Consider the following 25,965-nt stretch of genomic DNA (forward strand, 5'->3'; position numbering starts at 1 on the left):
GGCGCACGGCGCCCCGTTCACGCGGCGAAGACCATGTCGGCCTCGGTCACGGCGCCAGCGCCTTCCGTCACGGCGAGTTCCAGCCCCGGGGCCTCGATGGCGCCATGCTCGGCAAAGAAGCGGGCAGTCGCCACGGCTGCGGCGCCGCCTTCCTCAGTGCGCATGGCGAGCGCCTTCTTCGCCAGCCCGGTTCCACCCTGCGCCAGCGCGAAGAGCTTGAGATAGGGCGTCGCACCGGCGAGCACCTCGGCAGGTTTCGCCCCCATGGTCGCGAGCATCCACTCGGTTGCACGCTCCAGCGCGTCGACCGCGCTCTTCAGCCGATCGGCGGTGCGGCCGAAGCCGGGCGTGTTGGCCGCCGCAACCTCGTCCGCCACGCCCCGCATCTCGGCGATCAACGCCCTGACGGCATCGCCGCCGGACAGCGGCAGCTTGCGCTGCACGAGATCGATGGCCTGGATGCCGTTGGTCCCCTCGTAGATCGTGGCGATGCGGGCATCGCGCAGATGCTGGGCCGCGCCGGTCTCCTCGACATAGCCCATGCCGCCATGGACCTGGATGCCTGTCGAGGCGACTTCGACGCCGATATCCGTCGCATAGGCCTTCGCCACCGGCGTCAGAATCGCGGTGCGTTCGGCGGCCTGCTTGCGCTTGCCGATATCGGTCTCGCGATGCGAACGATCGAGCGCTTCCGCGACCATGTAGGCAATCGCACGCGCCGCCTGCGTCTTGGCCCGCATCTCCATCAGCATACGGCGAATGTCGGGATGCACGATGATCGGGCTCATCGGCGCGCCTTTCGGCGCATCGAGTGCCGCGCCCTGCTTGCGTTCATGCGCGAAGGCGAGCGCCTGCTGATAGGCCCGCTCGGCGATGGCGACGCCTTGGAGCGCCACGTTCAGCCGGGCGTTATTCATCATCGTGAACATGCAGGCGAGGCCACGGTTCTCCTCGCCGATCAGCCAACCGATCGCTCCGCCATTGTCGCCATAGGCCATCGAGCAGGTCGGTGAGGCATGGATGCCGAGCTTGTGCTCGATCCCGGAGCAGCGCAGGTCGTTATGGCCGCCGAGCGTTCCATCTGCGTTGACGAGGTATTTCGGCACGAGGAAGAGCGAGATGCCGCGTGTGCCGGGAGGCGCATCGGGCAGTCGGGCAAGGACGAGATGCACGATATTCTCGGTCATGTCGTGCTCGCCATAGGTGATGAAGATCTTCTGGCCGGTGATGCGATAGGTGCCGTCCCCGGCGCGCTCGGCCTTCGAGCGCAGCGCGTTGAGGTCGGAGCCGGCCTGCGGTTCGGTGAGGTTCATCGTACCCATCCACTCGCCGGAGACGAGCTTGGCGAGATAGGTCTCCTTCAGTTCCGCCGAGCCATGGGTATGCAGTGCCTCGATCGCACCGACGGTGAGCAGCGGACCAAGCGCGAAGGCGAAGGCGGCGGAGTTCCACATCTCGGTGCAGGCCGACTGCACCAGCGCCGGCAGGCCCTGCCCGCCATAGGCTTCCGGAGCCGGCAGTGCGTTCCAGCCAGCCTCGGCCCAGGCCTTGTAGGCCTCCTTCCAGCCGGGCGGCGTGGACACCGCGCCATCCCTCAGCGTCGAACCGACCTTGTCGCCGACCATATTGAGCGGCGCGATCACATCGCCCGCAAATTTCGCCGCCTCGCCGAGGATCGCTTCGGTCATTCCGCCGTCGAGCTCGGGGGCCAGGCCATCGGCAACGAGCCGGTCCAGCCCTGCCACATGGCGCAAGGTGGCGACGATGTCCTCGACCGGGGCGCGATAGCTCATGGCCTTCTCCCTGAATGCCCTGCCCGCCTGGCAATGTGCCGGCGCAAGGTCTGCTGCCGTCGTTATGCGTTGACGGCGATGTTAGCGACKAACTATCCCCTTCGCCACGCGCCAGCCTCACGACTTTCCGCCATACGCACTGCCGCACAACACAGTTTATATATGAACCATTCCAGGTCAACGGGCTCCGGGATACGTCCGACCCGCATTCTGCAGGCCGATGCCGAAGGCATTGCCGAGGCCGCGCGCCTGCTGCGCGCCGGAGGCCTCGTCGCGCTGCCGACGGAGACCGTCTATGGATTGGCGGCCGACGCGACATCCGGCCACGCCGTCGCCGGCATCTATGCGGCAAAGGAGCGGCCGAGCTTCAATCCGCTGATCTCACATCTGCCGAGCGTCGAGGCAGCGCGGCGCGAGGGCCTGTTCGACGCCAATGCGCTGGCACTGGCAAAGGCCTTCTGGCCGGGCCCCTTGACGCTGGTGGTGCCGGCTTCGTCCGCCTGCCAGGTCAGCGAGCTGGCACGCGCCGGGCTTGCCTCCGTCGCGTTGCGCGTGCCGTCGCATCCGCTTGCCCATGCCATTCTCGAAGCAGCCGGACGCCCGATCGCCGCACCCTCCGCCAACCGGTCGGGCCGGGTCAGCGCCACCAGCGCAGAGCATGTGCTGGCCGATCTCGATGGCCGGATCGATGCCGTGGTCGATGCCGGGCCGGCCGAGGTCGGTGTCGAGTCGACGATCATCGCCTGCCTCGATGGGGCGCCCAGGCTGCTTCGACCGGGCGGCGTCTCCCGCGCGGCGATCGAGGGCGTGATCGGCCGCCCGCTGGTGCTCGCCGGCGAGGCTGGCGCCGCACCCATTTCGCCCGGACTGCTCGCCTCGCATTACGCGCCCGCTGCCGCGGTGCGGCTGGACGCCGAAGCGCCCCGCACCGGAGAAGCCTGGCTCGGCTTCGGACCGGAGCCAGCGGGCTTCGTCGCGCCGGCGATTTCGCTCAACCTGAGCCCGCGCGGCKATCTCGCGGAAGCTGCAGCCAATCTCTTCGGCTACATGCGCCAGCTCGATGCGCAGGGCCCCAAGGCGATTGCGATCGCATCGGTGCCCGCGCACGGCCTCGGGGAAGCCATCAACGACCGATTGAGGCGCGCTGCGGCACCGCGCTGAGCCCCGCAAACAGCGCCTTGCAATTGCGCAAGATATCGCGATGCTGCCGCCGCAACCGGAGCCTGCGTCGATGAAGTCCAATCTCGCCTGGGATGATTTCAGGCTGGTCAAGGCGATCGCCGATCACGGCGGGCTGACGGGTGCGGCTGCTGCTCTCGGGGTCAATCATTCCACCGTGTTCCGCCGGCTCGGGCAGATCGAGGAACAGCTCGGCCTGCCCCTCTTCGAACGCCACAAGACGGGCTATGTCGCTACCTGCGCCGGCGAAGAGATGGCCGTCCTGGCGAGCCGCATGGAGGAGGATGTCACCGCCTTCGACCGCCGCCTGGCCGGGCGCGATGTCGCTCCTTCCGGCGAGGTCCGCGTCACCACGACCGACACGCTCTTCCTCAACATGCTGCTGCCGATCTTCGCGGCGTTCCGCCAGGCGCATCCGGCGATCCGGCTGGATGTCGCCATCGGCTACCAGACGCTCAACCTCTCGAAGCGCGACGCCGATGTCGCGATCCGGGCCAGCGATTCGCCCGGGGAGACCCTGGTAGGGCGCCGGCTCGCGACGCTGAACTGGGCGATCTATGGCCGCAGCGAGGACGGGCTCACCTCGGAGGAAGCCGCCGATCCTGCCGTTCTCTTCGAACGGGACTGGGTCACGCTCGGCGACCAGCTCGGTTATGTAAAGGCGGCACGCCATGTCCGCGACCATGTCGCGCCGGAGCGGATCGCGCTCAAATGCTCGGCGGTACTCGGCCTCACCGAAGCCGTCGAACAGGGGATCGGCATCGGCCCCCTGCCCTGCTTCATCGCCGATCAGCGCCCCAGCCTGACGCGCCTGACGGCGCCCAATCCGGATTTCTCGACCGGGCTATGGATCCTGACCCATCCCGATATCCGCAACGCGCCGCGGGTGCGTGCCTTCATGGACTTTTGCGGAAACGAACTCGCGAAGCACCGCGGCCTGATCGAAGGGACGGGGTGAGCCTTGGATCGCCGTGCGTCCTACCGGACGCAATGTGGCGATCCCTCTCTAGCCCACCTCGACCACCACCCGGCCCCGCACCTTGCCCTCGACGATCGCCTTGCCGGTCTCGATCACGCTCTCCAACGGAATCGTCGAGGTCATGGCAGCAAGCTTGTCGCGATCGAGATCGGAAGCCAGCCGCGCCCAGGCCTCGAGCCTGCGTGGTTTCGGGCACATCACCGAATCGACTCCGAGCAGCGAGACGCCTCGCAGGATGAAGGGTGCCACCGAAGCCGGCAGATCCATGCCCTGGGCCAGGCCGCAGGCAGCAACGGCGCCGCCATAGCGGGTCATCGCCAGCAGATTGGCGAGCGTATGCGAGCCGACCGCGTCGACGCCGGCGATCCAGCGCTCCTTGGCCAGCGGCTTGCCGGGGTTGGAGAGTTCGTTGCGGTCGATGATCTCGGCCGCGCCGAGACCCTTGAGATAGTCGGCCTCCTCGGCGCGGCCGGTCGAGGCGATGACATGCCAGCCCGCCTTCGCCAAAAGCGCGATCGCGACCGAGCCGACGCCGCCGGCCGCACCGGTGACCACAACCGGGCCATCAGCGGGTTTCAGCCCGTGCTTCTCCAGCGCCAGCACGCAGAGCATCGCGGTGTAGCCCGCGGTACCGATCGCCATGGCGTCGGCCGGGGTCATGCCGGCCGGCAGCGGCACCAGCCAGTCACCCTTGACCCGGCTCTTCTGGGCATAGGCGCCAAGATGGGTCTCACCCGTGCCCCAGCCATCCAGGATGACGAGATCGCCCGGCTTGAAATCGGGGTGGCTGGAGGTCTCGACCCGGCCGGAGAAATCGATCCCGGGAATCATCGGCCAGCGCCGGATCACCGGCGCCTTGCCAGTGATCGCGAGCCCGTCCTTGTAGTTCACGGTCGAGTGCGTGACGCGGACGGTGACGTCACCTTCCATCAGATCGGCTTCGGCGAAATCCGTAAAGGCGAGGTTCGGGCCGGTTTCGCCCTTCGTCGCGACGAGCGCCTTAAAGCTGGACATGCATCACTCCTGTCGTGCCAACTGGTCACGACAGGAGTGGAACGAGCCCGGGCAATCCGCAAGGCGCAAGCATGTGCGCCTTTGCCTCGTCCCGATCAGGCGGGCTGCGGCACCGCGCGCGTCACAGGCTTCTCGACGATCGGCAGGTTGATCAGGGCGGAGGCGACGCCCAGAGCGACCGAAAGCCACCAGACGATCTCGTAGGAGCCGGTGCGCTCATAGAGGATGCCACCGAGAAGCACGCCGAGGAAACCGCCGACCTGATGCGAAAAGAAGGCGAAGCCATAGAGCATCGCCATGTATTTCGTGCCGAACATCAGCATGACCAGCGAGGAGGTCGGCGGCACGGTCGAGAGCCAGAACAGGCCGATCACGACGCCGAAGGCCAGCGCGGTGGCCGGGCTTGCCGGCAGCAGGATGAAGGCGGCGATGGCAACCGCCCGCCCCAGATAGATCCAGGCCAGCAAATGGCGCTTCGGCATGCGGGAGGTCAGCCAGCCGGAGCCGAGAGAACCCGCCGCATTCGCGAGACCGATCACGGCAAGTGTCCAGCCGCCGACCCAGGCGGGCATTCCCGCATCCTTGAGATAGGCCGGCATATGCGCGGTGATGAAGGCGAGCTGGAAGCCGCAGGTGAAGAAGCCGAGCACGAGCAGGACGTAACTGCGATGCTTGAAGGCCTCCGTCAGGGCCTGCGTGACGCTCTGGTTCGGCAAGTTGACGGCCGAAGCAACCTGCCTGGCCTCTCCGGTCTTGCGCGTTCCCAGCATGATGGCGAGCGGCATCACCAGCAGCACCGAGCCGGCGAAGACGACAAGCGCCTGATGCCAGCCGATCTGCTCGATCATGATGTTGCCGATCGGCGGGAACAGGAACTGGCCGAAGGAGCCGGCCGCGGTCCCGGCACCGAATGCCATCGGGCGCCATTGCTCCGGCAGCAGCTTCCCGAAGGCAGCCAGCACGAGATTGAACGAACAGGCCGAAAGGCCGAAGCCGATCAGCACACCGGCGCCGAGATGCATCGTCATCGGCGTCGTGGCATAGGCCATGACGACGAGGCCGGCGGCATAGAGCAACGCACCGAAGCACAGCACCCGCACCGTACCGAACCGGTCGGCCACGGCGCCGGCAAAGGGAGCGCCGAGGCCCCAGAGCAGGTTCTGCAGGGCAATGGCGATACTGAACGTGTCGCGCCCCCAGCCGAATTCCAGCGTCATCGGGATCTGGAACAGACCGGCGCTGGCGCGGGGGCCGAAGGTGATCAGCGCGATCAGACAGCCGGCAGCGACGACGATTTCAGGCGCGTATCTGCGCCCAGTGGCCGCACTCATTGGGAGCTCCGACAATAGGACAGAAGGAGAGCAAGTTTAAACGTGTGGCTGCACGTTATCGTTTCGTCCCGCGCCGCAACAATGTCTTTTCGTGAAATTCCACATCACGGCCGCACATGGAACGCGGGTCGCCGAAGAACGCGCGCCGGAGCGCGGCATTAACCGGCTCTCAACCCTACCGGATGGATAACGGGATCGTCGAAAAGCGCGCCTTGGCTGCGCGGCCGACCCCCGGTGTTGTCAAGGCGGGCAGAGCGTTGAGTCAGTTGCGGTTACGGCGTCGCACGAGGCGAATCAGGGCGTTGGGTCTGAAATGGGCCCTGGCCACGGTCGCGCCCTGGGCGCTGTCCGTCGGGCTGCTGGTTTCCTTCACCGCATCCGCCGGGCAAAATCACGACGGCGACGCAATTCCCTATTCCATGCTGCGGCGCGCGGCGCCCTCGCCCGAATCCGTGCTCGAGGAAGGCCCTTCGATGCTGGTTGCGGCCAGCGCCTTCCGCCTGCCGGGCCTCACGCTGTCATCCTCGATCCAACAGGCTCATCTCTCCTTCGACGACCCCGAACGGCGTATCGCCATCGATCCGCGCCAGCCGCGCGAGGACATGAAGCGCACGGCAAGCGCCTTCCCCGAGGTCGACCGCAGCGCCAAGGGCGACCTGCTGCCGGGCCTGCGCCCGGGCCTGACGCTTACCCCGCAGCCACGCGAGCTCGAACGTGTCGTCTTCGGCGACAACCAGCCGGGCCTGATTTCGGGCGGCTTTGCGCTCGACGCCGTACGCGAGGGCGAAAGCAGCGACGGTCCGCAAGTGGGGTTCGAGCCCTATGCCAATGACGAGGGACTGACCGACCCAGCCCTCTCGGACTCCTCGCCGAGCTCGCCGAAGCGGATCATCACCTCGCCGCGGGAAGCCGAGCTGCATCTCGAGAGCATCGACGGCTCGACGCCCTCGGTTCCGCAGCCCTCAGCACGGGCCTCATCGACTCCGGCCGTGAACTACAGCGTCGCCACCATCGCGCCGACGACGCCGCCGGCCGTGGCCGCCGCACGGCCCGCCGCCATCGGCAAGGCCGCCGCTCCCGCAACCAGCGTCGCGCGCAAGAGCGATCCGGGGCCGAAACAGATTTATACCGGGCTGATCCTGCCGGAGAACATGGCGCGCGAGCAGCGCTGCCTCGCCGAAGCCGTCTATTTCGAGGCTCGTTCGGAATCCGAGGAAGGCCGGGCTGCGGTCGCGCAGGTCGTGCTCAACCGGGTGAAGAGCGGGCTTTATCCGGACTCGGTCTGCGGCGTGGTCTACCAGAACCGGAACCGCTACCTCGCCTGCCAGTTCACCTTCGCCTGCGAGGGCAAGTCGCTGCGAATCACCGAGCCCGAGCCGTGGCGCGCCTCCGTGCGCATCGCACGCGAGGTCTTTGAGGGCACGACCTATCTCGCGGATGTCGGCGCCTCCACTCATTACCACGCGGACTATGTTCGGCCGTACTGGGCCAAGAAGCTGAAGAAAATGGACGTGATCGGCCGGCACGTCTTCTATCAGCTGAGGCCGGGCCAGACTTAGTCTATCCTGAATTTTCAACCGCGGGCCCTGACTCCAAACAGATTGAATACCGGGCTTGTTTGCGAGAATGCGGGATCTTGGCTTGCGAGAGCGGGGCTGCATCGAGGCGCCTCTGGTCGGCCCGGAGGTCACCCTACGGGAGGGGCCACCTGCCCTGGAAACCTCTGTCGGCTCCATGAGGTGCTCAGCGAAAGCCACTGCGCCAGGACCTGATCCTTCCGGGCAGCGCCAGGCCGGACATGCAGGACGCTCGTGAAAGTCGTCCTGTCAGCTTGACCCGGCCCGTCGCTTGGAATTGCATCTATGATGCCTGATGCCTCAGAACCGCGCGTGAATTGAATGCAGCTTCAGTCCCTGATTACCTGCCCGCATTGCGGACACGCGGCTGCCGAGACGATGCCGACCGACGCCTGCCAGTTCTTCTACGAATGCAAGGGATGCGGTGCGGTGCTCAGGCCGAAGCAGGGCGATTGCTGCGTGTTTTGTTCCTATGGCTCGGTTCCCTGCCCGCCCATTCAGGAGGCTGTGAACGGAGGATCCGGCAACCTGTCCTGCTGCGCCTCTCCTGGTCCGAGCGGAACGTGATCTGAGCCCGGGGATACAGCCCGAAGCTGCGTCCATCTCGGCTGCACGCTGAACGAAACCGTTCTTGCCACGGTGCCCGGCCGGGACTTGCGGCCCGCTCTACCCTTGAGTCGGCAGGCTTCCGCTGCGTAGGGCTCGCCGGCCTGCCGCCTTTGCATTCCAATTCAGTATTCGAGGCCTTGCCGGATGCCGCCGATCATGGTTAATTTTACCTTGTTTTAGCGTTTACCTTGCGTTCATCACTTCCGGCTGGCTTTCTGCCTCCAACACGGCGGCGCCAKGACGCCGCCGGGGAGTTCGGAGTCAGACATGCGAKGCAAGGTGTTTTCCGCTTCCGCATTGGCCGCTTCGGTGGCTGCGGCCGCGCTGCTGCTCGGCGCCCAGGGCGCCCAGGCTGGCGGTGGCTGCTATGGCTCCGCCTGCTACACGCTGCAGCAGTTGCCCCCGGTCTATGGCACGATCAACGAGACCTATGTCGCGCGCCCGGCCCAGACGCAGTCGCGCATCATTCCGGCCGAATATGAATACGTCACCGAGCAGGTGATGGTGCATCCGCAGCGGGTCATCCCGCGCTATCGCCCGGCCCAGTACAGCACGGTTGCCGAACAGGTCCTGATCTCACCGGCGGGGCGTCGCTGGGAGGTGAGCCGCGATCTCTATGGCAACGTCACCGGTTGCTGGGTCGATGTTCCCGCGCGCTACGGCATCCAGCAGCGTACGGTCGAGATCAGCCCGGCGAGTACCGATTACGAGACCCTGCCCGCCGTCTATGGCCAGCGTCAGCGCAAGGTCATGGTGCGCCAGACGCAGGTCGTGCACGAGACGATCCCCGCTCTCTACGAAACCCGCCAACGCCAGGTGCTGATGAGCCCTGGCTCGCAATACTGGGCGCGCGGCCGCTATTGAGTTCACGCCTACCAAGAGTTTAGACGCAGACCCTTTTAACCACGGAAACGACCTTACGCCCCGGCTTCGGCCGGGGCTTTTTTCATGCGATCTCGATATCGAGCCCGAGGTCGAGCACGCTGGCGGAATGGGTCAGGGCGCCCACCGAGATCATGTCGACGCCGGTCGCCGCAATCGCCGCGACGGTGTCGAGCGTGATGCCGCCGGAGGCCTCGACCTTCATGCGGCCGCCGACCATCGCAACGCCCGTGGTCAGATCCGCAACGGACATGTTGTCGAGCATGACGATGTCGGCCCCCTCGGCGAGGACCTCCTCGAGCTGGGCCAGGGTATCGACCTCGATCTCGATCTTGACGAAGTTACCGGCCTGGCGCTTGGCCGCCTGCAAGGCCGGGCGAATGCCGCCGGCGACGGCGACATGATTGTCCTTGATCAGGACGGCGTCATCGAGCCCATAGCGATGGTTGCCAGCGCCACCGCAGCGAACGGCGTATTTCTCGAACGCGCGCAGGCCTGGCGTGGTCTTGCGGGTGTCGACGATCATCGCCTTCGTGCCCGCGGCCTTGGCTACATAGGCCGCTGCCAGTGTAGCGATGCCCGAGAGCCGCCCCATGTAATTCAAGGCGACACGCTCTGCCGAGAGGACAGAGCGGGCCTCCCCCTCGATGCGAGCCACAATGGCGCCGGGTTCGAGCCTGTCGCCGTCCGACATGGCGGCCTCGAAGCGAACCGACGGGTCGTATTGCCGGAAGGTTTCGCGGGCGAAGGGCAGCCCGGCAACGATGCCGCTCTTGCGCGCGGCGATCACCGCGCTTGCCCGCTTGCCGGCCGGAATCGTCGCAAGGGTGGTGATGTCACCGGCCCGGCCGAGATCCTCGATCAGAGCGGCACGTACCGCTTCGGTGATGAGCAGGGGATTGAGGACGGCTTGGCTCACGTCGGGCTCCGGATCAGGACAGGGCGCGGCGCGCGGCAGGCGGCGCCGATAATGTCAGCTTGCTGCGCGTCGCCAGCGCCGTGCTGGCTTGCGGGAAATCGCTGCGCCAATGGCCGCCACGGCTCTCGCGCCGGGCAAGTGCGGCTGCAACGATGATGAGGGCGGCACTCGCCATGTTGACGAGCGTCGAACTGTCCGCAGCCTCGGCGATGGCCTGGAGCTGACGCGACGCGGCAAGCAGCCCTGGCCCGTCACGCACCACGCCGGCCCTATCCGACATGATCGCGCGCAAGCGCTCGATCGCGCGCTGGTCCGCGGCTGTCGGCAAGCAGGCTGCCGTGCCGCTCATGCGGACAGGCTTCCCCCTGGTTCTCATCACCAACGGGCGGCCCTTCAGGTGCTCGGCGACACGTGCGCCGAAGACCACCGCCTCCAGAAGGGAATTCGAGGCGAGTCGGTTGGCGCCATGCAGGCCGGTGCTGGCCACTTCACCGGCGGCATAGAGGCCGGGAAGCGTCGTGCAGCCATGAGCGTCAGTCGCGACTCCACCCATGTGGTAATGCTCGGCCGGCGCCACCGGCATGAGGTCCGTCGTAGGATCGATGCCCGCCTTGCGGCAGGCGGCGGTGACGGCGGGAAACCGCTCGGCAAACTCAACACCGATCGCCGCCCTTGCATCGAGAAAGGCGCCACGCCCGGCCGCGATCTCGGCGAAGACAGCGCGGGCCACGATATCACGCGGGGCGAGCTCGGCGTCCTTGTGCACGGCCAGCATGAAACGCTCGCCAGCGGCATTGACGAGAATGCCGCCATCGCCGCGGATCGCTTCGGTCGCGAGCGGGGCTGGGTCGAGCCCGAGCGCCAGCGCGGTCGGATGAAACTGCACGAATTCGGCATCGGCGATCGTCGCGCCGGCGCGTGCCGCCATGGCCAATCCTTCGCCACGCGCCTCCGCCGGGTTCGTGGTCAGTGCGTAGAGATGGCCGATGCCTCCCGTGGCCAGCACGGTCGCGACGGCATGAAACCGCGTCGCCTCACGCGCTGCCCCGTGCTCGCCGCGCGCCAGCACGCCCGTGCAGGCGCCATCCGACAGAAGCAGGTCCTCGGCAATGAACCCTTCCCGCACAGTGATCGAAGGCGTCTGCCGCACCGCCGCAATCAGCGCCTGCATGATCGCGGCGCCGGCACCATCGCCGCCGACGCGGACGACGCGATGCTCCGAATGCGCGGCCTCGCGCGACTGCACGAGGCGCCCGGCGAGATCGCGATCGAAGGGGACGCCATAGGACAGAAGATCATGGACGCGTTCGGCAGCCTCATTGGCAACCATATGCGCGACGGCCTCGTCGACGATGCCGGCACCCGCCGCGATCGTATCGGCAGCGTGTTTGCCGGCCGTGTCGCCCTCGGACATCGCCGCGGCAATGCCGCCTTGCGCCCAGCTCGAGGAAGAGCCCTCGCCGAGCGGGCGCGGCGCCAGCACCGTGCAGGGCAGCGGCGCCAGTTTCAGGGCCGTGAACAGCCCCGCCAGCCCGCCGCCGACGATGAGGATATCCGCTTGGATGTCAGGCATGAGGGCCAATCCGCCGCCAGCGCCCCTCCCCCTGAGGGGAGAGGCATGCAGGCTTTACATCGTCAGGTTGACCATGCGCTCAACTGAGCGCCGGGCCTTCTCGGCCATCGCCGGATCGATCACCACCTCGTGCTGCATATAGACCAGCGATTCGAGGATCTTGGGCAAGGTAATGCGCTTCATATGCGGGCAGAGATTGCAGGGCCGCACGAATTCGACGCCCTTCGTCTCGGCTGCAACATTGTCCGCCATTGAGCATTCGGTGACGAGCAGGACGCGGCCCGGCAGCTCATGCTTGACCCAGTCGATCATGCCCTTGGTCGAACCAGCGTAATCGGCAACTGCCACGACTTCCGGCGGGCATTCCGGATGGGCGACGATTTTGATGCTCGGATCGGCCTCGCGGTAGCGCACGAGCTCTTCGGCGGTGAAGCGCTCATGCACCTCGCAGGCGCCGGCCCAGGAGATGATCTTCACCTTGGTCTGCGCCGCGACGTTCTTCGCCAGATACTGGTCAGGCACGAAGATGACTTCCGGCACGCCCAGGCTCTCGACCACCTGCACGGCATTCGACGAGGTGCAGCAGATATCAACCTCCGCCTTCACATCGGCCGAGGTGTTGACATAGGCGACGACCGGACGGCCGGGATAGCGCTCGCGCAACAGACGGATATCGGCGCCCGTGATCGAAGAGGCCAGCGAGCAGCCGGCCTTCATGTCCGGCATCAGCACGATCTTTTCGGGGCTGAGCAGCTTCGAGGTCTCGGCCATGAAATGCACGCCGCCCTGCACGATGACCTCTGCCTTGGTCTTCGAGGCCACCTTGGCGAGCTGCAAGGAGTCGCCGACGATGTCGGAGACACAATGGAAGATCTCCGGCGTCATGTAGTTATGGCCGAGGATGACCGCGTTGCGGACCTGTTTCAGCTCGTTGATCGCCTTGATCGTCGGCGCGAAGAAGGGCCACTCCACCGCCGGAATGACGGCCTTGACCTTCTCGTAGAGATGCGCGGTCGCGGCCTCGACCTCAGGCGTCCAGGTCAGGTCTGGCATCGGCAATGGTCGGAAGCGCGGATCGTCCCTGCKGCGCGCGACAGTGACCGGGGCGACAGCGTTGTCGGCCTCGAAGCCCCGAGTCTTTTCCAAGCCCAAAGACATGGCATCCTCCTCATCCCTGCGATGCCGGAGCTCCGCTCCGGGTCGCCGCCGGCCTGTTGCTAGCCAGCTATGCTCGTTTTGAGCATAAGGATATTAGCACGTCTCCCCGATGCTGACCAGCACTCGGCATCCCGCGCCAGCGCGCGGTCCTTCATGTGCTTGGGGAATATGGCAGGCAGTCAGGCGATGCCGCCGGTGACCAGCGCCAGGACGCCAAGACCGAGCACGAAGGCCAGGATCCGGGCGGGCATCCCGACAAGGGCGCCGGGCGGACGGCCCGTCACGAAACCAAAGACGACTTCGATGAGGCCGAGCCCGATCAGGACGAACAGATAGCGCGGGAAAGCTGCCGATCCCGCCAGCCATCCAATGTGAGCCGCGAGTGCGACAAGGCCTCCGAGGCCTGCGCCTGCAGCGAGGAAGAGCAGTTCAACCCGGCTGAAGCGCATGCTGTGGCTCAACGCCGACGGAAGTTCTGATTGCGCGGCGGCCCACCCGGAGCCGGTCCCGCCGTCTTCTGACGGAAGTTGATGCGGCCGCGATCAAGATCATAAGGCGACATCTCGACGACGACCCGGTCTCCGGCGATCGTGCGGATGCGGTTCTTCTTCATCTTGCCGGCCGCGTAGGCCAGGATCACATGGTCATTGTCGAGCTTCACCCGATAGTTTCCATCGGGCAGCACCTCGACCACCGTGCCGTCGAACTCGAGAAGTTCTTCTTTCGCCATTCCTTGGTCCTTCTTCTGCGCCTTGGGCGGACGACCGGATCAGAGGGATCCGCCGGCCCGATMGTCCCCTGGCTATCCGCGCGTCAGTTCGCGCGGCGCCGGGCGCCGCCATTGCGACGTTGCTCTGTTCTTTGCTGCAAGAACGCGACGCCGCCAAGTCCTTCCTTGCCGGCAACGCTGTCTTTTCGCGCCGAAGGCGCCTCAGTGCGCTGCGGCGGACGGTCATTGCGCGGAGTCTCGCTGCGCTGACCGGCGGCATGCTGGGGCTTGCCCGCCTGCTGCGGCTTCGCGCCCTGGCGCTGGCCCTGCGGCCGGCCATGATCGCGCCCGCCACCGGAGCCCTGGCCATTGCGGCCGCGACCCTGGTTCTGCGGCGGCTTCTTGGGCGTGCGACCATCCCAGTGCGGCACCTCGCCGACCGGGGTCAGCGAAACGCGGGTCAGCTTCTCGATCGCCGCCAGATCGCCGCGCTCTTCCGGGGTGCAGAAGGCAATGGCGACGCCGGTGGCACCAGCGCGCGCGGTGCGGCCGATGCGGTGGACATAGGTTTCCGCCACGTTCGGCAGGTCGAAATTGACGACATGGCTGACGCCGTCGACATCGATGCCGCGCGCCGCGATATCGGTCGCGACCAGAATGCGCAGTTCGCCATCACGGAAAGCGCCGAGAGCGCGCTCGCGCTGGCCCTGGCTCTTGTTGCCGTGGATGGCAGCCGACTTGATGCCGGACTGCTCGAGCTGGCGCACGACCTTGTCCGCACCGTGCTTGGTGCGCGTGAACACGATCGCGCGCTCCATCTCCGCCACGCCGAGCGTCTTCGCCAGCAGCGCCGGCTTGTGGCCGGGATCGGTGAAGATGACGCGCTGCTCGACCTTCTCGGCAGTCGTGGCAACCGGCGTCACCGCGACCTCGACCGGATTGGTCAGATAGGCCGAGGCGATCTCGCGGATCTGCTTCGGCATGGTCGCCGAGAACAGAAGCGTCTGGCGCTTGGCCGGGATCAGCGTCGCAATCCGGCGCAGGGCATGGATGAAGCCGAGATCAAGCATCTGATCGGCCTCGTCGAGCACCAGGAACTCGATCTCGCGCAGCGAGACTGCGCGCTGGTCGACGAGATCAAGCAGGCGGCCGGGCGTGGCGACGAGGATGTCGACGGTCTGGCCAAGCGCACGGATCTGCTTGCCGACTGGCACGCCGCCGAAGATCACGGCCGATTTGACCGTGGTGAACTGGGCGTAGGTGCGGATGCTGGTCTCGATCTGCGCCGCAAGCTCACGCGTCGGGCTCAGGATGAGTGCGCGCACCGAACGCGGCTGCATGCGCCGGGGGTTGTTCAGCAACCGGTGCAGCATCGGCAGCGAGAAGGCGGCCGTCTTGCCCGTGCCCGTCTGGGCCGCGCCGAACAGATCCTTGCCTTCGAGAATAGGGGGGATGGCCTGCGCCTGGATGGGCGTCGGCTTGGAATAACCTTCAGCCGCGAGCGCCTTGAGAAGCTGCTCGGCGAGGCCGAGGTCTGTAAATTGTGTCAAAACAGGTCTTTCTGAAGCCGAAACGCAAGGGGCGCATGTGGAAACCGGCTGCGCCACCGAATGGGTTCGGCATTGAAGTACGTCATTCCGCCCGGCGAACCGCTAGCCACTGCGCCGAAAGGTATTGTTGTAAAGGTATCGATAGAGAGAGCCGGGAGAGTGCGAGCACCCTCCCGGTCAGTATTCAGCCTCAGGCGACGACGAGGTTGCCGGCCGAGGACTTGCCGGTCTTGCGATCGGCGATCAGCTCGAAGGAGACGACCTGACCATCGCGAAGTTCGCGCAGACCAGCACGCTCGACAGCGCTGATGTGGACGAAAACGTCCTGGCCGCCGGCCTCAGGGGTGATGAAGCCATAGCCCTTGGTGGTGTTGAACCACTTCACGGTGCCCTTGTTCATAGGGTAGTCCTTACGTTTCAGATCCGCGTTCGTATGTGGAAGACACGACTTGACGCGCGGACGCCTCGCCGTGGCCTTGATAACGATGTGTGGTGGATCTGAATCGTGCCCGCCGACCGGGAAATCCCGCGCGGAGGATTGGCCAGAACCCGGCCGCATCTCGTCTTACATGGGCGGCACTAGCATAAATTGCAATGCGGGTCCAGCGCAGCGCCCTGATGCGCAACGGCGCCCCCTTCCCGGCATCCGCGCAAGACGGGAGCATCGGAGAAGGCGGCCCGCGGAGGCCCGCTCTGCGTCGAGGCTGCATCCCTCGACCCGTCGCATCAACGTCTTCGTCGGCGTGCCGACAGAATAACCGCAATGAGCGATGTCAATCGGCAGGCCGAACTCTTTGCCGATCTGGTCTTCGAACGGGGACTGCTCGCTTGCGCCCTGGAACGGATGCCTTCCGGGCCGCTCCTCAGCTTTGACGCGGCGGATGGTCCGACCAGGGGCCGTCGCTAGCGCTCATTCGATCTMGCCCAGAAGCCCGACGAGGCCGCCAAGATCCGCCAGGCGGCGATAGCGCTGCTCCGCGACCGGTTCCTCGGCATGTTCGAGCACCCAGGTCAGCTCATGCGGCACATGCACAGCCCAGGCCCCCGCCTGCAGCGCCGGCACGATGTCCGACTTCAGCGAGTTACCCACCATCATCGCATGTCTCGGCCCGTCACCATGACGCGCGAAGATGCGTTCATAGGTCGTGACACTCTTGTCGCTGACGATCTCGACCGCCTGGAAGAAATCGCCCAGCCCGGACTGGGCGAGCTTGCGTTCCTGATCGAAAAGATCGCCCTTGGTGATCAGGACCAACCTGTATTCGGAGGCCAGCGCCTCCAGTGTTTCCTGTGCCCCCGGAAGCGTCTCGACCGGATGCGCCAGCATCTCGCGCCCGGCGGCAAGGATTTCGGCGATGACGGAAGCCGGCACATTGCCGCCTGTGACCTCGATCGCGGTCTCGATCATCGAGAGCGTGAAGCCCTTGATGCCAAATCCGTAGAAGCCGAGATTGCGACGCTCGGCGTCCAGCAACCTGCCGGAGATTTCGGCGGCTTCGCCGTGCTCGCCGAGCAGGGCGACGAAACGCTCCTCCGTCAGCCGGAAGAACTGCTCGTTCTGCCAGAGCGTGTCATCGGCATCGAAGCCGATCGTGGTGAGCGCGCGAGACGGCACGGTTCAGCCCTTCAACTCGGAGATGAAGCGGTCGAGCTCGGCATTGAAGCGCGCCGCATCCTCGAAATAGACGGAATGGCCGGTTTCGGGAACGCTGACGAAGCGGCCCCTGGGAGCATGGGCAGCGACCGCCGCGACGCCACAAGGCGGGACGACGAGGTCGTCGGCGCCGGACAGGAACAAGGCTGGACAATCGAGTGCGGCGAGGTCGGACGGCGGGCGGTTGCGCGCCTCCCAGATGCGTTGCCGAACCAGCGCCTTGTCCAGACCTGCATTGATGCGGTCGATCGATTTGTAGAGTTCGTAGAGCGCCGGCAAGCGTTTCGCGAAGGCTTCGCCGCAGGCAGGATGGATACCGCTCCTGGCCCAACGCGGCAGTGTCTCATCGACACGCTGCTGCCAGGCCGCGAGTTCGCTCGAGATATTCCTTCCGGCCTTGCCGAAATCGAGCGTGCCGGTGGTGCAGGCCATGACGAGCCCGCTCACCCGACCGGGGTTCGCCAGCGCATAATCCACACAACTCCAGCCGCCCATGGATTGCGCGACCAGAACCGGCCGCTCCAACGACAGATKGGTGATCAGCGCGGCGAGGTCGCCGGCATAGTCTGCCGGATCGGGGCCTCCGGCCACCGGCTCCGACGGCGCGAAACCGCGATGAGCGAAGGTGACGCAGCTGTACTGCGGACTGAAATGAGCGACCTGCTGCCACCAGGACAAATGATTGCCGCCCAGTCCATGAGCGAAGACGATGGGCGGGCCAGAGCCCGTGACCTCGTAATAGAGCTTGCCGAAGGGGCGGGAGAGTTGGCCGATACGCGTCTGCATGGCGCGAAACTAGACCGGCGGCCGTTCTCGCGGCAATGCAGGATTGTCGGTCTCAGGCCGAGCATGGCGCAGGCCCGGGACCGACGTCCAGGAGATGGTCGGCTCGAGGCCGACCATCAGGATCTCCCTGCTCAGGCGTCCTTGGCCTTGATCGCGCCCAGTGCGGCTTGCGCCGCGGCCAGGCGTGCGATCGGCACCCGGAAGGGCGAGCAGGAGACGTAGTCGAGACCGATGCTCTCGCAGAAGCCGATCGAGGCGGGGTCGCCACCATGCTCGCCGCAGATGCCCAGCTTGATCCGCGGACGGCTCCGGCGACCGCGCTCGACCGCGAGCTTGACGAGTTCGCCGACGCCCTCCTGGTCGATGGTGACGAAGGGGTCGAATTCCAGGATGCCCTTGGCGGTATAGGAGCCGAGGAAGGAACCCGCGTCGTCGCGGCTGATGCCGAGCGTGGTCTGGGTCAGGTCATTGGTGCCGAAGGAGAAGAATTCGGCGCTGCGGGCGATCTCCTCGGCACGCAAGGCGGCGCGCGGCAGCTCGATCATCGTGCCGACCTGATAGGTGAACTCGGTCTTGCTCTCGCCGATCACGGCCTTCGCCATGGCGTCGATGCGGGCCTTGACGAGGTCGAACTCGGCGACGCCCATCACCAGCGGCACCATCACCTCCGGGATGACCGGCTTGCCGGTCTCGCGCGCCGAGATCACGGCGGCCTCGAAGATGGCGCGGGCCTGCATCTCGGCGATTTCAGGGTACGCCACCGCCAGCCTGCAGCCGCGGAAGCCGAGCATCGGGTTGAACTCGTGCAGCTCGGCCGCCCGGCGCCGGAGCACGTCCGGCGTCACCGCCATGGCGCGCGCCACCTCGGCGATCTCCTCGTCGGTATGCGGCAGGAACTCGTGCAGCGGCGGATCGAGCAGCCGGATCGTGACCGGCAGGCCCTGCATGATGGTGAAGAGCTCGACGAAATCCTGCCGCTGCATCGGCAGGAGCTTGGCCAGCGCGTCGCGCCGTCCCTTGTCGTCGCCGGCGAGGATCATCTCCCGCATCGGCAGGATGCGATCCTCGTCGAAGAACATGTGCTCGGTGCGGCAGAGCCCGATGCCCTCGGCGCCGAAATCGCGGGCCGCGCGGGCATCGCGCGGCGTCTCGGCATTGGCACGGACCTTGAGGCGCCGAACCTTGTCGGCCCAGCCCATCAGCGTGCCGAAATCGCCGGAAAGCTCCGGCTGTTGCATCTTGACCTCGCCAAGCAGAACCTGGCCGAGGGTGCCGTCGATCGTGATGAAATCGCCGGCCCGCAGCGTGGTCGGCCCCACCGTCAGCGTGCCCTTGGCATAGTCGACCCGGATCTGGCCGGCGCCGGAGACGCAGGGCTTGCCCATCCCGCGCGCCACGACCGCCGCATGCGAGGTCATGCCGCCACGCGTGGTCAAGATGCCTTCGGCGGCATGCATGCCGTGGATATCTTCCGGACTGGTCTCGACCCGGACCAGGATGACCTTGCGGCCTGTCTTCTTGGCAACCTCCGCATCGTCTGAATTGAAGACGATCTCCCCGGCCGCCGCACCGGGCGAAGCCGGCAGGCCGGTCGTCAGCACGCGGCGCTCGGCCTTGGGATCGATCGCCGGGTGCAGGAGCTGTTCGAGGGCGCCGGGCTCGACGCGGCCGATCGCCTCCTCCTCGCCGATCAATCCCTCCTGTGCCAGATCGACCGCGATCCTGAGCGCGGCCTTGGCGGTACGCTTGCCGGACCGGGTCTGCAGCATCCAGAGCTTGCCCTCCTGGATGGTGAACTCCATGTCCTGCATGTCGCGATAATGCTTCTCGAGGATGCCGTAGATCCGGCAGAGCTCGGCATAGGCCGCGGGCATCGCCTTCTCCATGGAAGGCTTGTCCGAGCCGGCGGCCTGACGCGCCACCTCGGTGATGTCCTGCGGAGTGCGGATGCCGGCAACGACATCCTCACCCTGCGCATTGATCAGAAACTCGCCATAGAGCGCGTTCTCGCCGGTCGAGGGATTGCGGGTGAAGGCGACGCCGGTGGCCGAGGTCTCGCCCATGTTGCCGAACACCATCGACTGGACATTGACGGCCGTGCCCCAGGAGGCAGGGATATTGTTGAGTTCGCGGTATTTGATCGCGCGGGCATTCATCCAGGACGAGAACACTGCGCCGACGGCGCCCCAGAGCTGCTCCTGCGGCTCCTGCGGGAACTCGGCACCGAGCGCCTTCTTCACGATGTCCTTGTAACGACCGACAAGCACCTTCCAGTCATCGGCCGAGAGATCGGTATCGAGATGCAAGCCCTTGCGCTCCTTGTAGTCTTCGAGCGCCTCCTCGAAATGGCCGTGATCGACGTCGAGCACGACGTTCGAATACATGGTGATGAAGCGGCGATAGCTGTCCCAGGCGAAGCGGGCGTCGCCCGAGGCCTTCGCCACGGCCTCGACGGTGACGTCGTTGAGGCCAAGGTTGAGGACGGTGTCCATCATGCCTGGCATCGAGGCGCGAGCGCCGGAGCGCACCGACACCAGAAGCGGATTGGCAGGATCGCCGAAGAGCTTGCCGGTGAGACGCCCCATCTCGGCAAGCGCAGCCTTCACCTGCCCGGCGAGATCGGACGGGAAATTCTTGCCATTATCGTAATAATGGGTGCAGACCTCGGTGGTGATCGTAAAGCCGGGCGGAACCGGCAAGCCCAGATTGCTCATCTCGGCGAGGTTTGCACCCTTGCCGCCGAGCAGGTTCTTCATGCCCGCTTCACCCTCGGCCTTGCCGTCGCCGAAGGTGTAGACCCACTTCCCACCAGCCATCACAACTACCTCTTCATCCAGCCGGGCTCAGCAACGCGCCGGCGATCCAAAAGTTTCATGCGAAGCGCCGCCGGCAGAGACAGCCGGGCGGCAGGGACGGGCGAGGTCATGCCGAAAAGCGGATGAACAATCAATGAGCGAGGCTGCAGCAGGATTGCTGCAGATCTGCGACGCTCCTCAGCCACGCAAAGGGTTGCGCGCCGCACGCGGCCAACGCAGCGGCCAATTGACGATACGTTCGGGCAGGTCGTCCTCATCGACGTCATCTTCACTGGCGAAGACCCGGCCGCGCACGGAGACGCCGGCCGTGACGACCGTCTCGGGGTCGCCAGACACCAGCGGATGCCACCAGGGCAGGTCACGCCCCTCCCCGACCAGCCGATAGGCGCAGGTCGGCGGCAACCACGGCAGCGTGCGAACGTCTTCCGGGGTCAGCGTCACGCAATCGGGAACGAGCGTCGAGCGATGGGAGTAATCCTTGCAGCGGCATGTCCCGGCATCGAACAATCGGCAGCCAATATCGGTCGCGTGGATGCGGCCGGTATCGTCGTCCTCGAGCTTCACCAGGCAGCAGCGCCCACAGCCGTCACAGAGCGATTCCCACTCCTGCATGGTCATCTCGTCGAGCGTCTTGCTAAGCCAGAATGGCTCTGGCCGGATGGGTGCGTCCGTCATGAAGGCGCTTATGCGCCCTCGTGGGGTTCGTGGGAAGCGCCGCGATGCCGCGCATCCCAGCTGCACGTCGATCCGGGCGGACTGTTTCGCAATGGCACGGATCGTCTGGCGCGAAACCTGCTGTTCATCTGCTTAAAGGATGACACTGGCCTTCACGCGCGCGAAGGTCGATCCTATGTCCCTACCAAGGGGCACTTTGGGTTGCCAACACCATCCGGTCGCGGCAGGAGATAACCGCAGTTTTTCGTCAGGGTGGCCCGGGCGGCGATGGAGTTCAGGAAGGCAAACTGGACGACCCGTCTCAAGCGCTTCGCGCTTGCCGTCGATTCATGGATCGACGACATGCTCTGGGGCGCGGGCCGTCGCGCGGGCGAAGCCTATGAACGTTTGCGCAGCTATGCCGACCGGCTGACCGTCTCCGGCGGCAAGCGGCTCGCAGCGGAGTTCGCCAGCGAGGGCCTGAATGTCGGGATCGCCGGCGCTCTCGTCATGCTCATGCTCGCAATCCCGGCCTTCCACGAAGGCCGCGAGGAGGCGCTCAAGCATCAAGTCTTCGCGGTGACCTTCCTGGACCGATACGGCTCCGAGCTCGGTCATCGCGGCGCGCGCCATGACGATTCGCTGAAGCTCGAGGAACTGCCGGACCATCTCATCAAGGCCGTCCTGGCAACCGAGGACCGGCGCTTCTACGACCATTTCGGCATCGACATCTTCGGCACCTTTCGCGCGATCACCGTGAACGCGCGCGCCTCGGGCGTGGTGCAGGGCGGCTCGTCGCTGACCCAACAGCTCGCCAAGAACCTCTTCCTGAGCAATGAGCGCTCGCTCGACCGCAAGATCAAGGAAGCGTTCCTGGCTCTGTGGCTCGAATACAGGCTGACCAAGAACGAGATCCTCAAGCTCTATCTCGACCGCGCCTATATGGGCGGCGGCACCTTCGGCGTGGCGGCTGCGTCAGAATATTATTTCGGCAAATCCGTGAAGGATGTCAGCGTGGCCGAGGCCGCCATGCTGGCAGGACTGTTCAAGGCGCCGACCAAATATGCGCCGCATGTCAATCTGCCGGCAGCCCGCGCCCGCGCCAATGACGTGCTGAACGCGATGGTCGATGCCGGGTTCATGACCGCAGGCCAGATCGACAGCGCGAAGCGCAACCCGGCGACCCCGGTCGACCGTAAGCGCGACGTCAGCCCCGATTACTATCTCGACTGGGCCTTCGAAGAGGTTCGCAAGCTGGCTGATGAGGGCAAGATCGGCCCGGACCGGGTCCTGACCGTCAAGACGCCGCATGATCCGGCGATCCAGGATCGCGCCGACCACGCGATCGAGACGGTCCTGCGCCAACACGGCCCGGCCTATCATGCGAAGCAGGCGGCGACCGTGGTGATGGACCCTGACGGCGCCGTGCGCGCGATCGTCGGGGGGCGCGACTATGGTGCGAGCCAGTTCAACCGCGCGACGGCCGCAAGGCAGCCCGGCTCTTCGTTCAAGCCGTTCGTCTATGCGGCAGCACTCTCCGCGGGGCTCTATCGTCCTAACACGATCGTGACCGACCGCCCGGTCTGCATCGGCAACTGGTGCCCGAACAATTACGGACGCTCCTATGCCGGGTCGATGCCGTTGACGGTGGCGCTGGCGAAGTCGATCAACACGATCCCGGTGCAGATGTCGATCGCGATCGGCCGCGCCACCGGCGAGACCCACGAGGCGCGCGCGGCACGCATCGGCCGGATGAAGATCATCGAGACGGCGCACGCCATGGGCTTGACCACGCCGCTGACCGACACGGTCTCGCTGCCCATCGGCGCAGCCGAAGTCACGGTCATGGATATGGCCGCAGGCTATTCCGTGTTCGCCAATGGCGGGCTGCGGGCCAAGCCCTATGCCGCGATCGATATCCATAATTCGCAGGGCGAGCTGATCTACCGGCATGATCGCGACGACGGCACCGGCAAGCGCGTGCTGAGCGTCCAGGTCGCGCAGGACATGAACTTCATGCTGTCCAAGGTTCCGACCGAAGGCACCGGGCGTCGCGCCGCGCTCGACGGCGTCGTGACGGCCGGCAAGACGGGCACCACCAATGGCTACAAGGACGCCTGGTATGTCGGCTATTCCGGCAATCTGGTCGGCGCGGTGTGGTTCGGCAACGACGACTCGTCGGAGACGGCGAATATGACGGGTGGTTCCCTGCCGGCAATGACCTGGAAGGAGATCATGCAGTTCGCCCATCAGGGGCTGGAGCTGAAACCGATCCCGGGTGTCACGCCTGTGACCGACCCGAAGGTCGCAGCACTCGCCAAGGCCAATGCTCCGGCAGCCGATGCCGCAGCGCTGGGCGCCGGCGCAGGACATATGCCGCGCCAGTCCTTCGAGGTTCTCTCGGCGGTCGGCGCGATGTTCCGCACGATCGAGCCGGTGCGGGCGGCAGGACGGACGGCCCAGGCCGGCATCCAGGACCTGACGCCACCGGGTGGCGCAAGCCGCATCCGCTGAACAGGCTTAGCCGTGCGCCTCCTAACGCTCTCCTACATCATCGCACTCGGTGCCGGGCTCGGGCTCGCCTCGGCGCATTATGCCGTCGCGGAGCGCCCTCCGCTCGGACGGCTGCAGGTCGGTTCATGGACCGCCTGGCCGCGCAGCGGCGGGCGTGATGTCGATCCCTATATGCGGGCCTATCTGGCCCGCGGCGTGCATCTGCCCCTTGGCTCCGGCGAAGGGCTCGAGTTCATCGCCGAACGCGACGAGAGCGGCCAGGTGCTCGACGGGCGCTGCCGCTATCTCGTCACCGGAACGACGCCGACGACGCGAGGCTGGACACTGAACGTCACGGACGCCGATGGCCACGCCTTTCACCTGCCGCTCGAACGCAGCGGATTCACCGATGCCGAGATCGTGCGCGACGAGAGCGCCGGTGTCCGGGTGGTTGCCGGGACGACGCCGGAGGCGGGAAACTGGCTGCCATTGCCCATTCGCGGGCGGTTCCAGTTTCGGCTGAGGCTCTATGATACCCCGATCTCTGGACATGCCAGCGAACTGCGCCCCGAGTCCCTTCCCCGCATCGGCCGGATCGATTGCCGATGACAAGTTTCGAGCCCTCCCACGGTGTTTCCGGTCCGGTCGTCGCGAAGGCAAAGCGGGCGATGAATTGGCGTCTGCGCATCACGACCGCGATCCGCCGCTTCGCACTGGCGACGCTGGCCKGGCTGGTGCTGGCCGGAATCGTCCATATCGTGATCGTGCTGCTGATCCCGCTCTTGTCGGAGCGCGATGCGGCAACGGCTTATGCGGCCTTGGGCGCCGGGGGGCAGGCCGAACTGGTATCGGCGCAGACCGCAGGCCTGCCGGCCCCGCGTGATGCCGACCCTGCCCTGGTGACCGCCGTTTGCAGCTATGATCTGAGTGCCGGCCCGATGCGGGTGGTGGCTCGCGTCGGATCACTGCCGCTGGGACTATCGCTGCACCGGCGTGGCGGCGGTGTCGGCTACGCCATCACGGACCGGGCCGCGATCCGCGGGGTTCTGGAATTCGTGGTGATGACCAGCGAACAGCTCGACGAGCGATTGGCACGCGACGAGGAGGGAGAGACCACCCGCGAACTGCGTGTCGTGTCCGACACGGAGCAAGGCCTGATCGTCGCGCGTGTCCTGGCGAAGCTGCCTTCCGACCGGCCCGATGCCGAGGCGATGGCCAAAGGCGTCGCCTGCGGCCTGGCGGATTGATCAGCCCTTGTAGACCACCGGCCTGGACGGCTCGTCACTCCGGAAGGTGCCGATCAGCGGCAACTTGCAGAGGGGCCCGGCCTCGGCCTCGAGCGCCATGATGCTGCGTTCGGCCCTGACCGCGTCGCGCGCCGGCATCTCGACGACGAGATTGGCCAGCGCATAGCGGTAGCTTTCCAGCCGGAAGGCGACACGCTCGCAGACCCAGAGAATCAGGCCTTCATTCTCGATCACGCGCGCCAGGGCCGGATCGTTCTGATCGGGCGGCACGAGAGGCGATGCCTCCAGCGTCTTCATCCGGATCCGGTCTGCCGCTACCACCCTGGCTGCATTGCCCCGGAACGGCCCGATCAGCAGGCGGTCGGCGTGGGCATCCTCGGCCAGCCGATTGTAGCGCGAGGCCTGCGACCGAAAGGAGCCGGATATCAGCGACCGATGATAATCGGAGATGTTGCTGGACTGAGCGGCTGCCGGCAGGATTCGGGCATAGGCCAGATCGGAGACCTGGCGCTCGAAGACATTGCGTTCATGTGCCGGCATGACGAAGCGCCAGGCGCGATCGCGCAACTGCTCCTCGTCGTCTGTCATATGGAAATACGATACGGCCTCGCCACGTGCGATTGCGGAGCCGAGGCCGATGCTTGGCGCAATGGTATCGTTCCAGATACCGGGACGCGGGCGGCCGAAGTCGCCGCTGCCCGGCGCACAGCCCGCTGCCGACAGGGCCACCGCCAGAGCCCATTGCAGGCTCCCCCTGCCCGCACCGGAACGCATACGCCGCAACAGGAGCATCACGCCGGCTGCCTGACACTCTTCGGAGCGGACTTGGCACGGGACCGGGTGCTCGGCTTGCGCTCCGGCCTGCCGGAAGCGCGCGGCTCCGGCGGGCGCTCGTAGCGAACACCGGTGAAGAACAGGATCGTTCCGGCTTCCCGGGGAATGGCCGGGAGCAGGCCAGCAACCCTGCGCCGACGCGGCGCGAAAGGAATGACGACGGCCATGATGCGCCTCCTTGGTTGGCGCCTTGGTTGCGGTCGAGGCA

The 25,965-nt window shown here is 66.2% G+C and carries 25 protein-coding genes; 9 read left to right on the forward strand and 16 right to left on the reverse strand.

The genetic code is table 11. The annotated features are described in order from the left end of the window. Window positions 1–17: 17 nt before the first annotated feature. A complete protein-coding gene (locus AC1DIO_RS13740) occupies window positions 18–1,793 on the reverse strand; it encodes an acyl-CoA dehydrogenase family protein (RefSeq protein WP_441506524.1) in 1,776 nt (591 codons plus the stop codon). A gap of 162 nt (window positions 1,794–1,955) precedes the next feature. On the opposite strand from AC1DIO_RS13740, the gene AC1DIO_RS13745 reads away from it, so the two are divergent. Further along, a complete protein-coding gene (locus AC1DIO_RS13745; protein ID WP_476853523.1) occupies window positions 1,956–2,954 on the forward strand; it encodes an L-threonylcarbamoyladenylate synthase in 999 nt (332 codons plus the stop codon). Between the two features lie 70 nt (window positions 2,955–3,024). Next, a complete protein-coding gene (locus AC1DIO_RS13750) occupies window positions 3,025–3,930 on the forward strand; it encodes a LysR family transcriptional regulator (protein WP_441489010.1) in 906 nt (301 codons plus the stop codon). Between the two features lie 48 nt (window positions 3,931–3,978). Here the strand turns inward: AC1DIO_RS13750 and acuI are convergent, their stop codons facing one another. Next, on the reverse strand, window positions 3,979–4,965 hold the full coding sequence (gene acuI / locus AC1DIO_RS13755) for an acrylyl-CoA reductase (NADPH) (protein ID WP_476853524.1): 987 nt from the start codon (window positions 4,963–4,965) through the stop codon (window positions 3,979–3,981). Between the two features lie 95 nt (window positions 4,966–5,060). Next, the gene (locus AC1DIO_RS13760) at window positions 5,061–6,296 is read right to left on the reverse strand and encodes an MFS transporter (protein ID WP_441489008.1); all 1,236 of its coding nucleotides are present in this window, start codon (window positions 6,294–6,296) and stop codon (window positions 5,061–5,063) included. A gap of 302 nt (window positions 6,297–6,598) precedes the next feature. On the opposite strand from AC1DIO_RS13760, the gene AC1DIO_RS13765 reads away from it, so the two are divergent. The 3 genes from AC1DIO_RS13765 to AC1DIO_RS13775 all read left to right on the forward strand — a co-directional run bounded on the left by AC1DIO_RS13765 (window position 6,599) and on the right by AC1DIO_RS13775 (window position 9,346). Next, window positions 6,599–7,855 (forward strand): cell wall hydrolase, encoded by a 1,257-nt coding sequence (locus tag AC1DIO_RS13765; RefSeq protein ID WP_476853525.1) that lies wholly within the window; start codon window positions 6,599–6,601, stop codon window positions 7,853–7,855. 339 nt (window positions 7,856–8,194) lie between these two features. Then, on the forward strand, window positions 8,195–8,440 hold the full coding sequence (locus AC1DIO_RS13770) for a GDCCVxC domain-containing (seleno)protein (RefSeq protein WP_476853526.1): 246 nt from the start codon (window positions 8,195–8,197) through the stop codon (window positions 8,438–8,440). A gap of 309 nt (window positions 8,441–8,749) precedes the next feature. Then, on the forward strand, window positions 8,750–9,346 hold the full coding sequence (locus AC1DIO_RS13775) for a hypothetical protein (RefSeq protein ID WP_476853527.1): 597 nt from the start codon (window positions 8,750–8,752) through the stop codon (window positions 9,344–9,346). 82 nt (window positions 9,347–9,428) lie between these two features. On the opposite strand, the gene nadC is transcribed toward AC1DIO_RS13775, so the two are convergent. The 7 genes from nadC to AC1DIO_RS13810 form a co-directional block, all read right to left on the reverse strand. Continuing rightward, window positions 9,429–10,283, reverse strand: coding sequence for a carboxylating nicotinate-nucleotide diphosphorylase (gene nadC, locus AC1DIO_RS13780; protein ID WP_476853528.1), 855 nt, complete (start codon window positions 10,281–10,283; stop codon window positions 9,429–9,431). 13 nt (window positions 10,284–10,296) lie between these two features. Further along, window positions 10,297–11,856: an L-aspartate oxidase gene (locus AC1DIO_RS13785; protein ID WP_476853529.1), complete on the reverse strand. Its 1,560-nt coding sequence runs from the start codon at window positions 11,854–11,856 to the stop codon at window positions 10,297–10,299. Between the two features lie 54 nt (window positions 11,857–11,910). Further along, window positions 11,911–13,014, reverse strand: coding sequence for a quinolinate synthase NadA (gene nadA / locus AC1DIO_RS13790; protein ID WP_476853530.1), 1,104 nt, complete (start codon window positions 13,012–13,014; stop codon window positions 11,911–11,913). Between the two features lie 179 nt (window positions 13,015–13,193). Further along, window positions 13,194–13,463, reverse strand: a complete 270-nt coding sequence (locus AC1DIO_RS13795; RefSeq protein WP_441506514.1) for a hypothetical protein — start codon at window positions 13,461–13,463, stop codon at window positions 13,194–13,196. Window positions 13,464–13,471: 8 nt separating this feature from the next. Further along, window positions 13,472–13,744, reverse strand: coding sequence for a translation initiation factor IF-1 (gene infA, locus AC1DIO_RS13800; protein ID WP_054207590.1), 273 nt, complete (start codon window positions 13,742–13,744; stop codon window positions 13,472–13,474). A gap of 83 nt (window positions 13,745–13,827) precedes the next feature. Then, on the reverse strand, window positions 13,828–15,273 hold the full coding sequence (locus tag AC1DIO_RS13805) for a DEAD/DEAH box helicase (RefSeq protein WP_441506513.1): 1,446 nt from the start codon (window positions 15,271–15,273) through the stop codon (window positions 13,828–13,830). 190 nt (window positions 15,274–15,463) lie between these two features. Further along, complete coding sequence (locus AC1DIO_RS13810) at window positions 15,464–15,673, reverse strand: cold-shock protein (protein ID WP_043233725.1); 210 nt, start codon at window positions 15,671–15,673, stop codon at window positions 15,464–15,466. Between the two features lie 363 nt (window positions 15,674–16,036). On the opposite strand from AC1DIO_RS13810, the gene AC1DIO_RS13815 reads away from it, so the two are divergent. Further along, window positions 16,037–16,180 carry a hypothetical protein gene (locus AC1DIO_RS13815; RefSeq protein WP_476769646.1) on the forward strand — a complete coding sequence of 48 codons (144 nt, stop codon included), beginning with the start codon at window positions 16,037–16,039 and terminating at the stop codon, window positions 16,178–16,180. Between the two features lie 3 nt (window positions 16,181–16,183). Here AC1DIO_RS13815 and AC1DIO_RS13820 read toward each other — a convergent pair whose 3' ends face one another. The 4 genes from AC1DIO_RS13820 to AC1DIO_RS13835 all read right to left on the reverse strand — a co-directional run bounded on the left by AC1DIO_RS13820 (window position 16,184) and on the right by AC1DIO_RS13835 (window position 21,204). Then, window positions 16,184–16,888 (reverse strand): HAD-IA family hydrolase, encoded by a 705-nt coding sequence (locus tag AC1DIO_RS13820; RefSeq protein WP_476853531.1) that lies wholly within the window; start codon window positions 16,886–16,888, stop codon window positions 16,184–16,186. 3 nt (window positions 16,889–16,891) lie between these two features. Further along, entirely contained in the window at window positions 16,892–17,713 is an 822-nt protein-coding gene (locus AC1DIO_RS13825; protein ID WP_476853532.1) for an alpha/beta fold hydrolase, read from the reverse strand. 131 nt (window positions 17,714–17,844) lie between these two features. Further along, complete coding sequence (gene ppdK / locus AC1DIO_RS13830) at window positions 17,845–20,529, reverse strand: pyruvate, phosphate dikinase (protein WP_476853533.1); 2,685 nt, start codon at window positions 20,527–20,529, stop codon at window positions 17,845–17,847. Between the two features lie 177 nt (window positions 20,530–20,706). Then, complete coding sequence (locus tag AC1DIO_RS13835) at window positions 20,707–21,204, reverse strand: YcgN family cysteine cluster protein (protein ID WP_441506509.1); 498 nt, start codon at window positions 21,202–21,204, stop codon at window positions 20,707–20,709. Between the two features lie 267 nt (window positions 21,205–21,471). On the opposite strand from AC1DIO_RS13835, the gene AC1DIO_RS13840 reads away from it, so the two are divergent. The 3 genes from AC1DIO_RS13840 to AC1DIO_RS13850 are packed head-to-tail and all read left to right on the forward strand — an operon-like array spanning window position 21,472 to window position 24,923. Further along, complete coding sequence (locus tag AC1DIO_RS13840; RefSeq protein WP_476853534.1) at window positions 21,472–23,697, forward strand: transglycosylase domain-containing protein; 2,226 nt, start codon at window positions 21,472–21,474, stop codon at window positions 23,695–23,697. A gap of 12 nt (window positions 23,698–23,709) precedes the next feature. Beyond that, the gene (locus AC1DIO_RS13845; protein WP_441506507.1) at window positions 23,710–24,285 is read left to right on the forward strand and encodes a DUF1214 domain-containing protein; all 576 of its coding nucleotides are present in this window, start codon (window positions 23,710–23,712) and stop codon (window positions 24,283–24,285) included. Next, window positions 24,282–24,923: a DUF1254 domain-containing protein gene (locus AC1DIO_RS13850; protein ID WP_476853535.1), complete on the forward strand. Its 642-nt coding sequence runs from the start codon at window positions 24,282–24,284 to the stop codon at window positions 24,921–24,923. The genes AC1DIO_RS13845 and AC1DIO_RS13850 overlap by 4 nt, the downstream gene beginning before the upstream one ends. On the opposite strand, the gene AC1DIO_RS13855 is transcribed toward AC1DIO_RS13850, so the two are convergent. Both AC1DIO_RS13855 and AC1DIO_RS13860 read right to left on the reverse strand, forming a co-directional pair. Then, the gene (locus AC1DIO_RS13855) at window positions 24,924–25,718 is read right to left on the reverse strand and encodes a hypothetical protein (RefSeq protein WP_441506505.1); all 795 of its coding nucleotides are present in this window, start codon (window positions 25,716–25,718) and stop codon (window positions 24,924–24,926) included. Beyond that, complete coding sequence (locus tag AC1DIO_RS13860) at window positions 25,715–25,924, reverse strand: hypothetical protein (protein ID WP_441506504.1); 210 nt, start codon at window positions 25,922–25,924, stop codon at window positions 25,715–25,717. The genes AC1DIO_RS13855 and AC1DIO_RS13860 overlap by 4 nt, the downstream gene beginning before the upstream one ends. Window positions 25,925–25,965: the final 41 nt, after the last annotated feature.

This window comes from Allobosea sp. 05T439, from assembly GCF_056396005.1.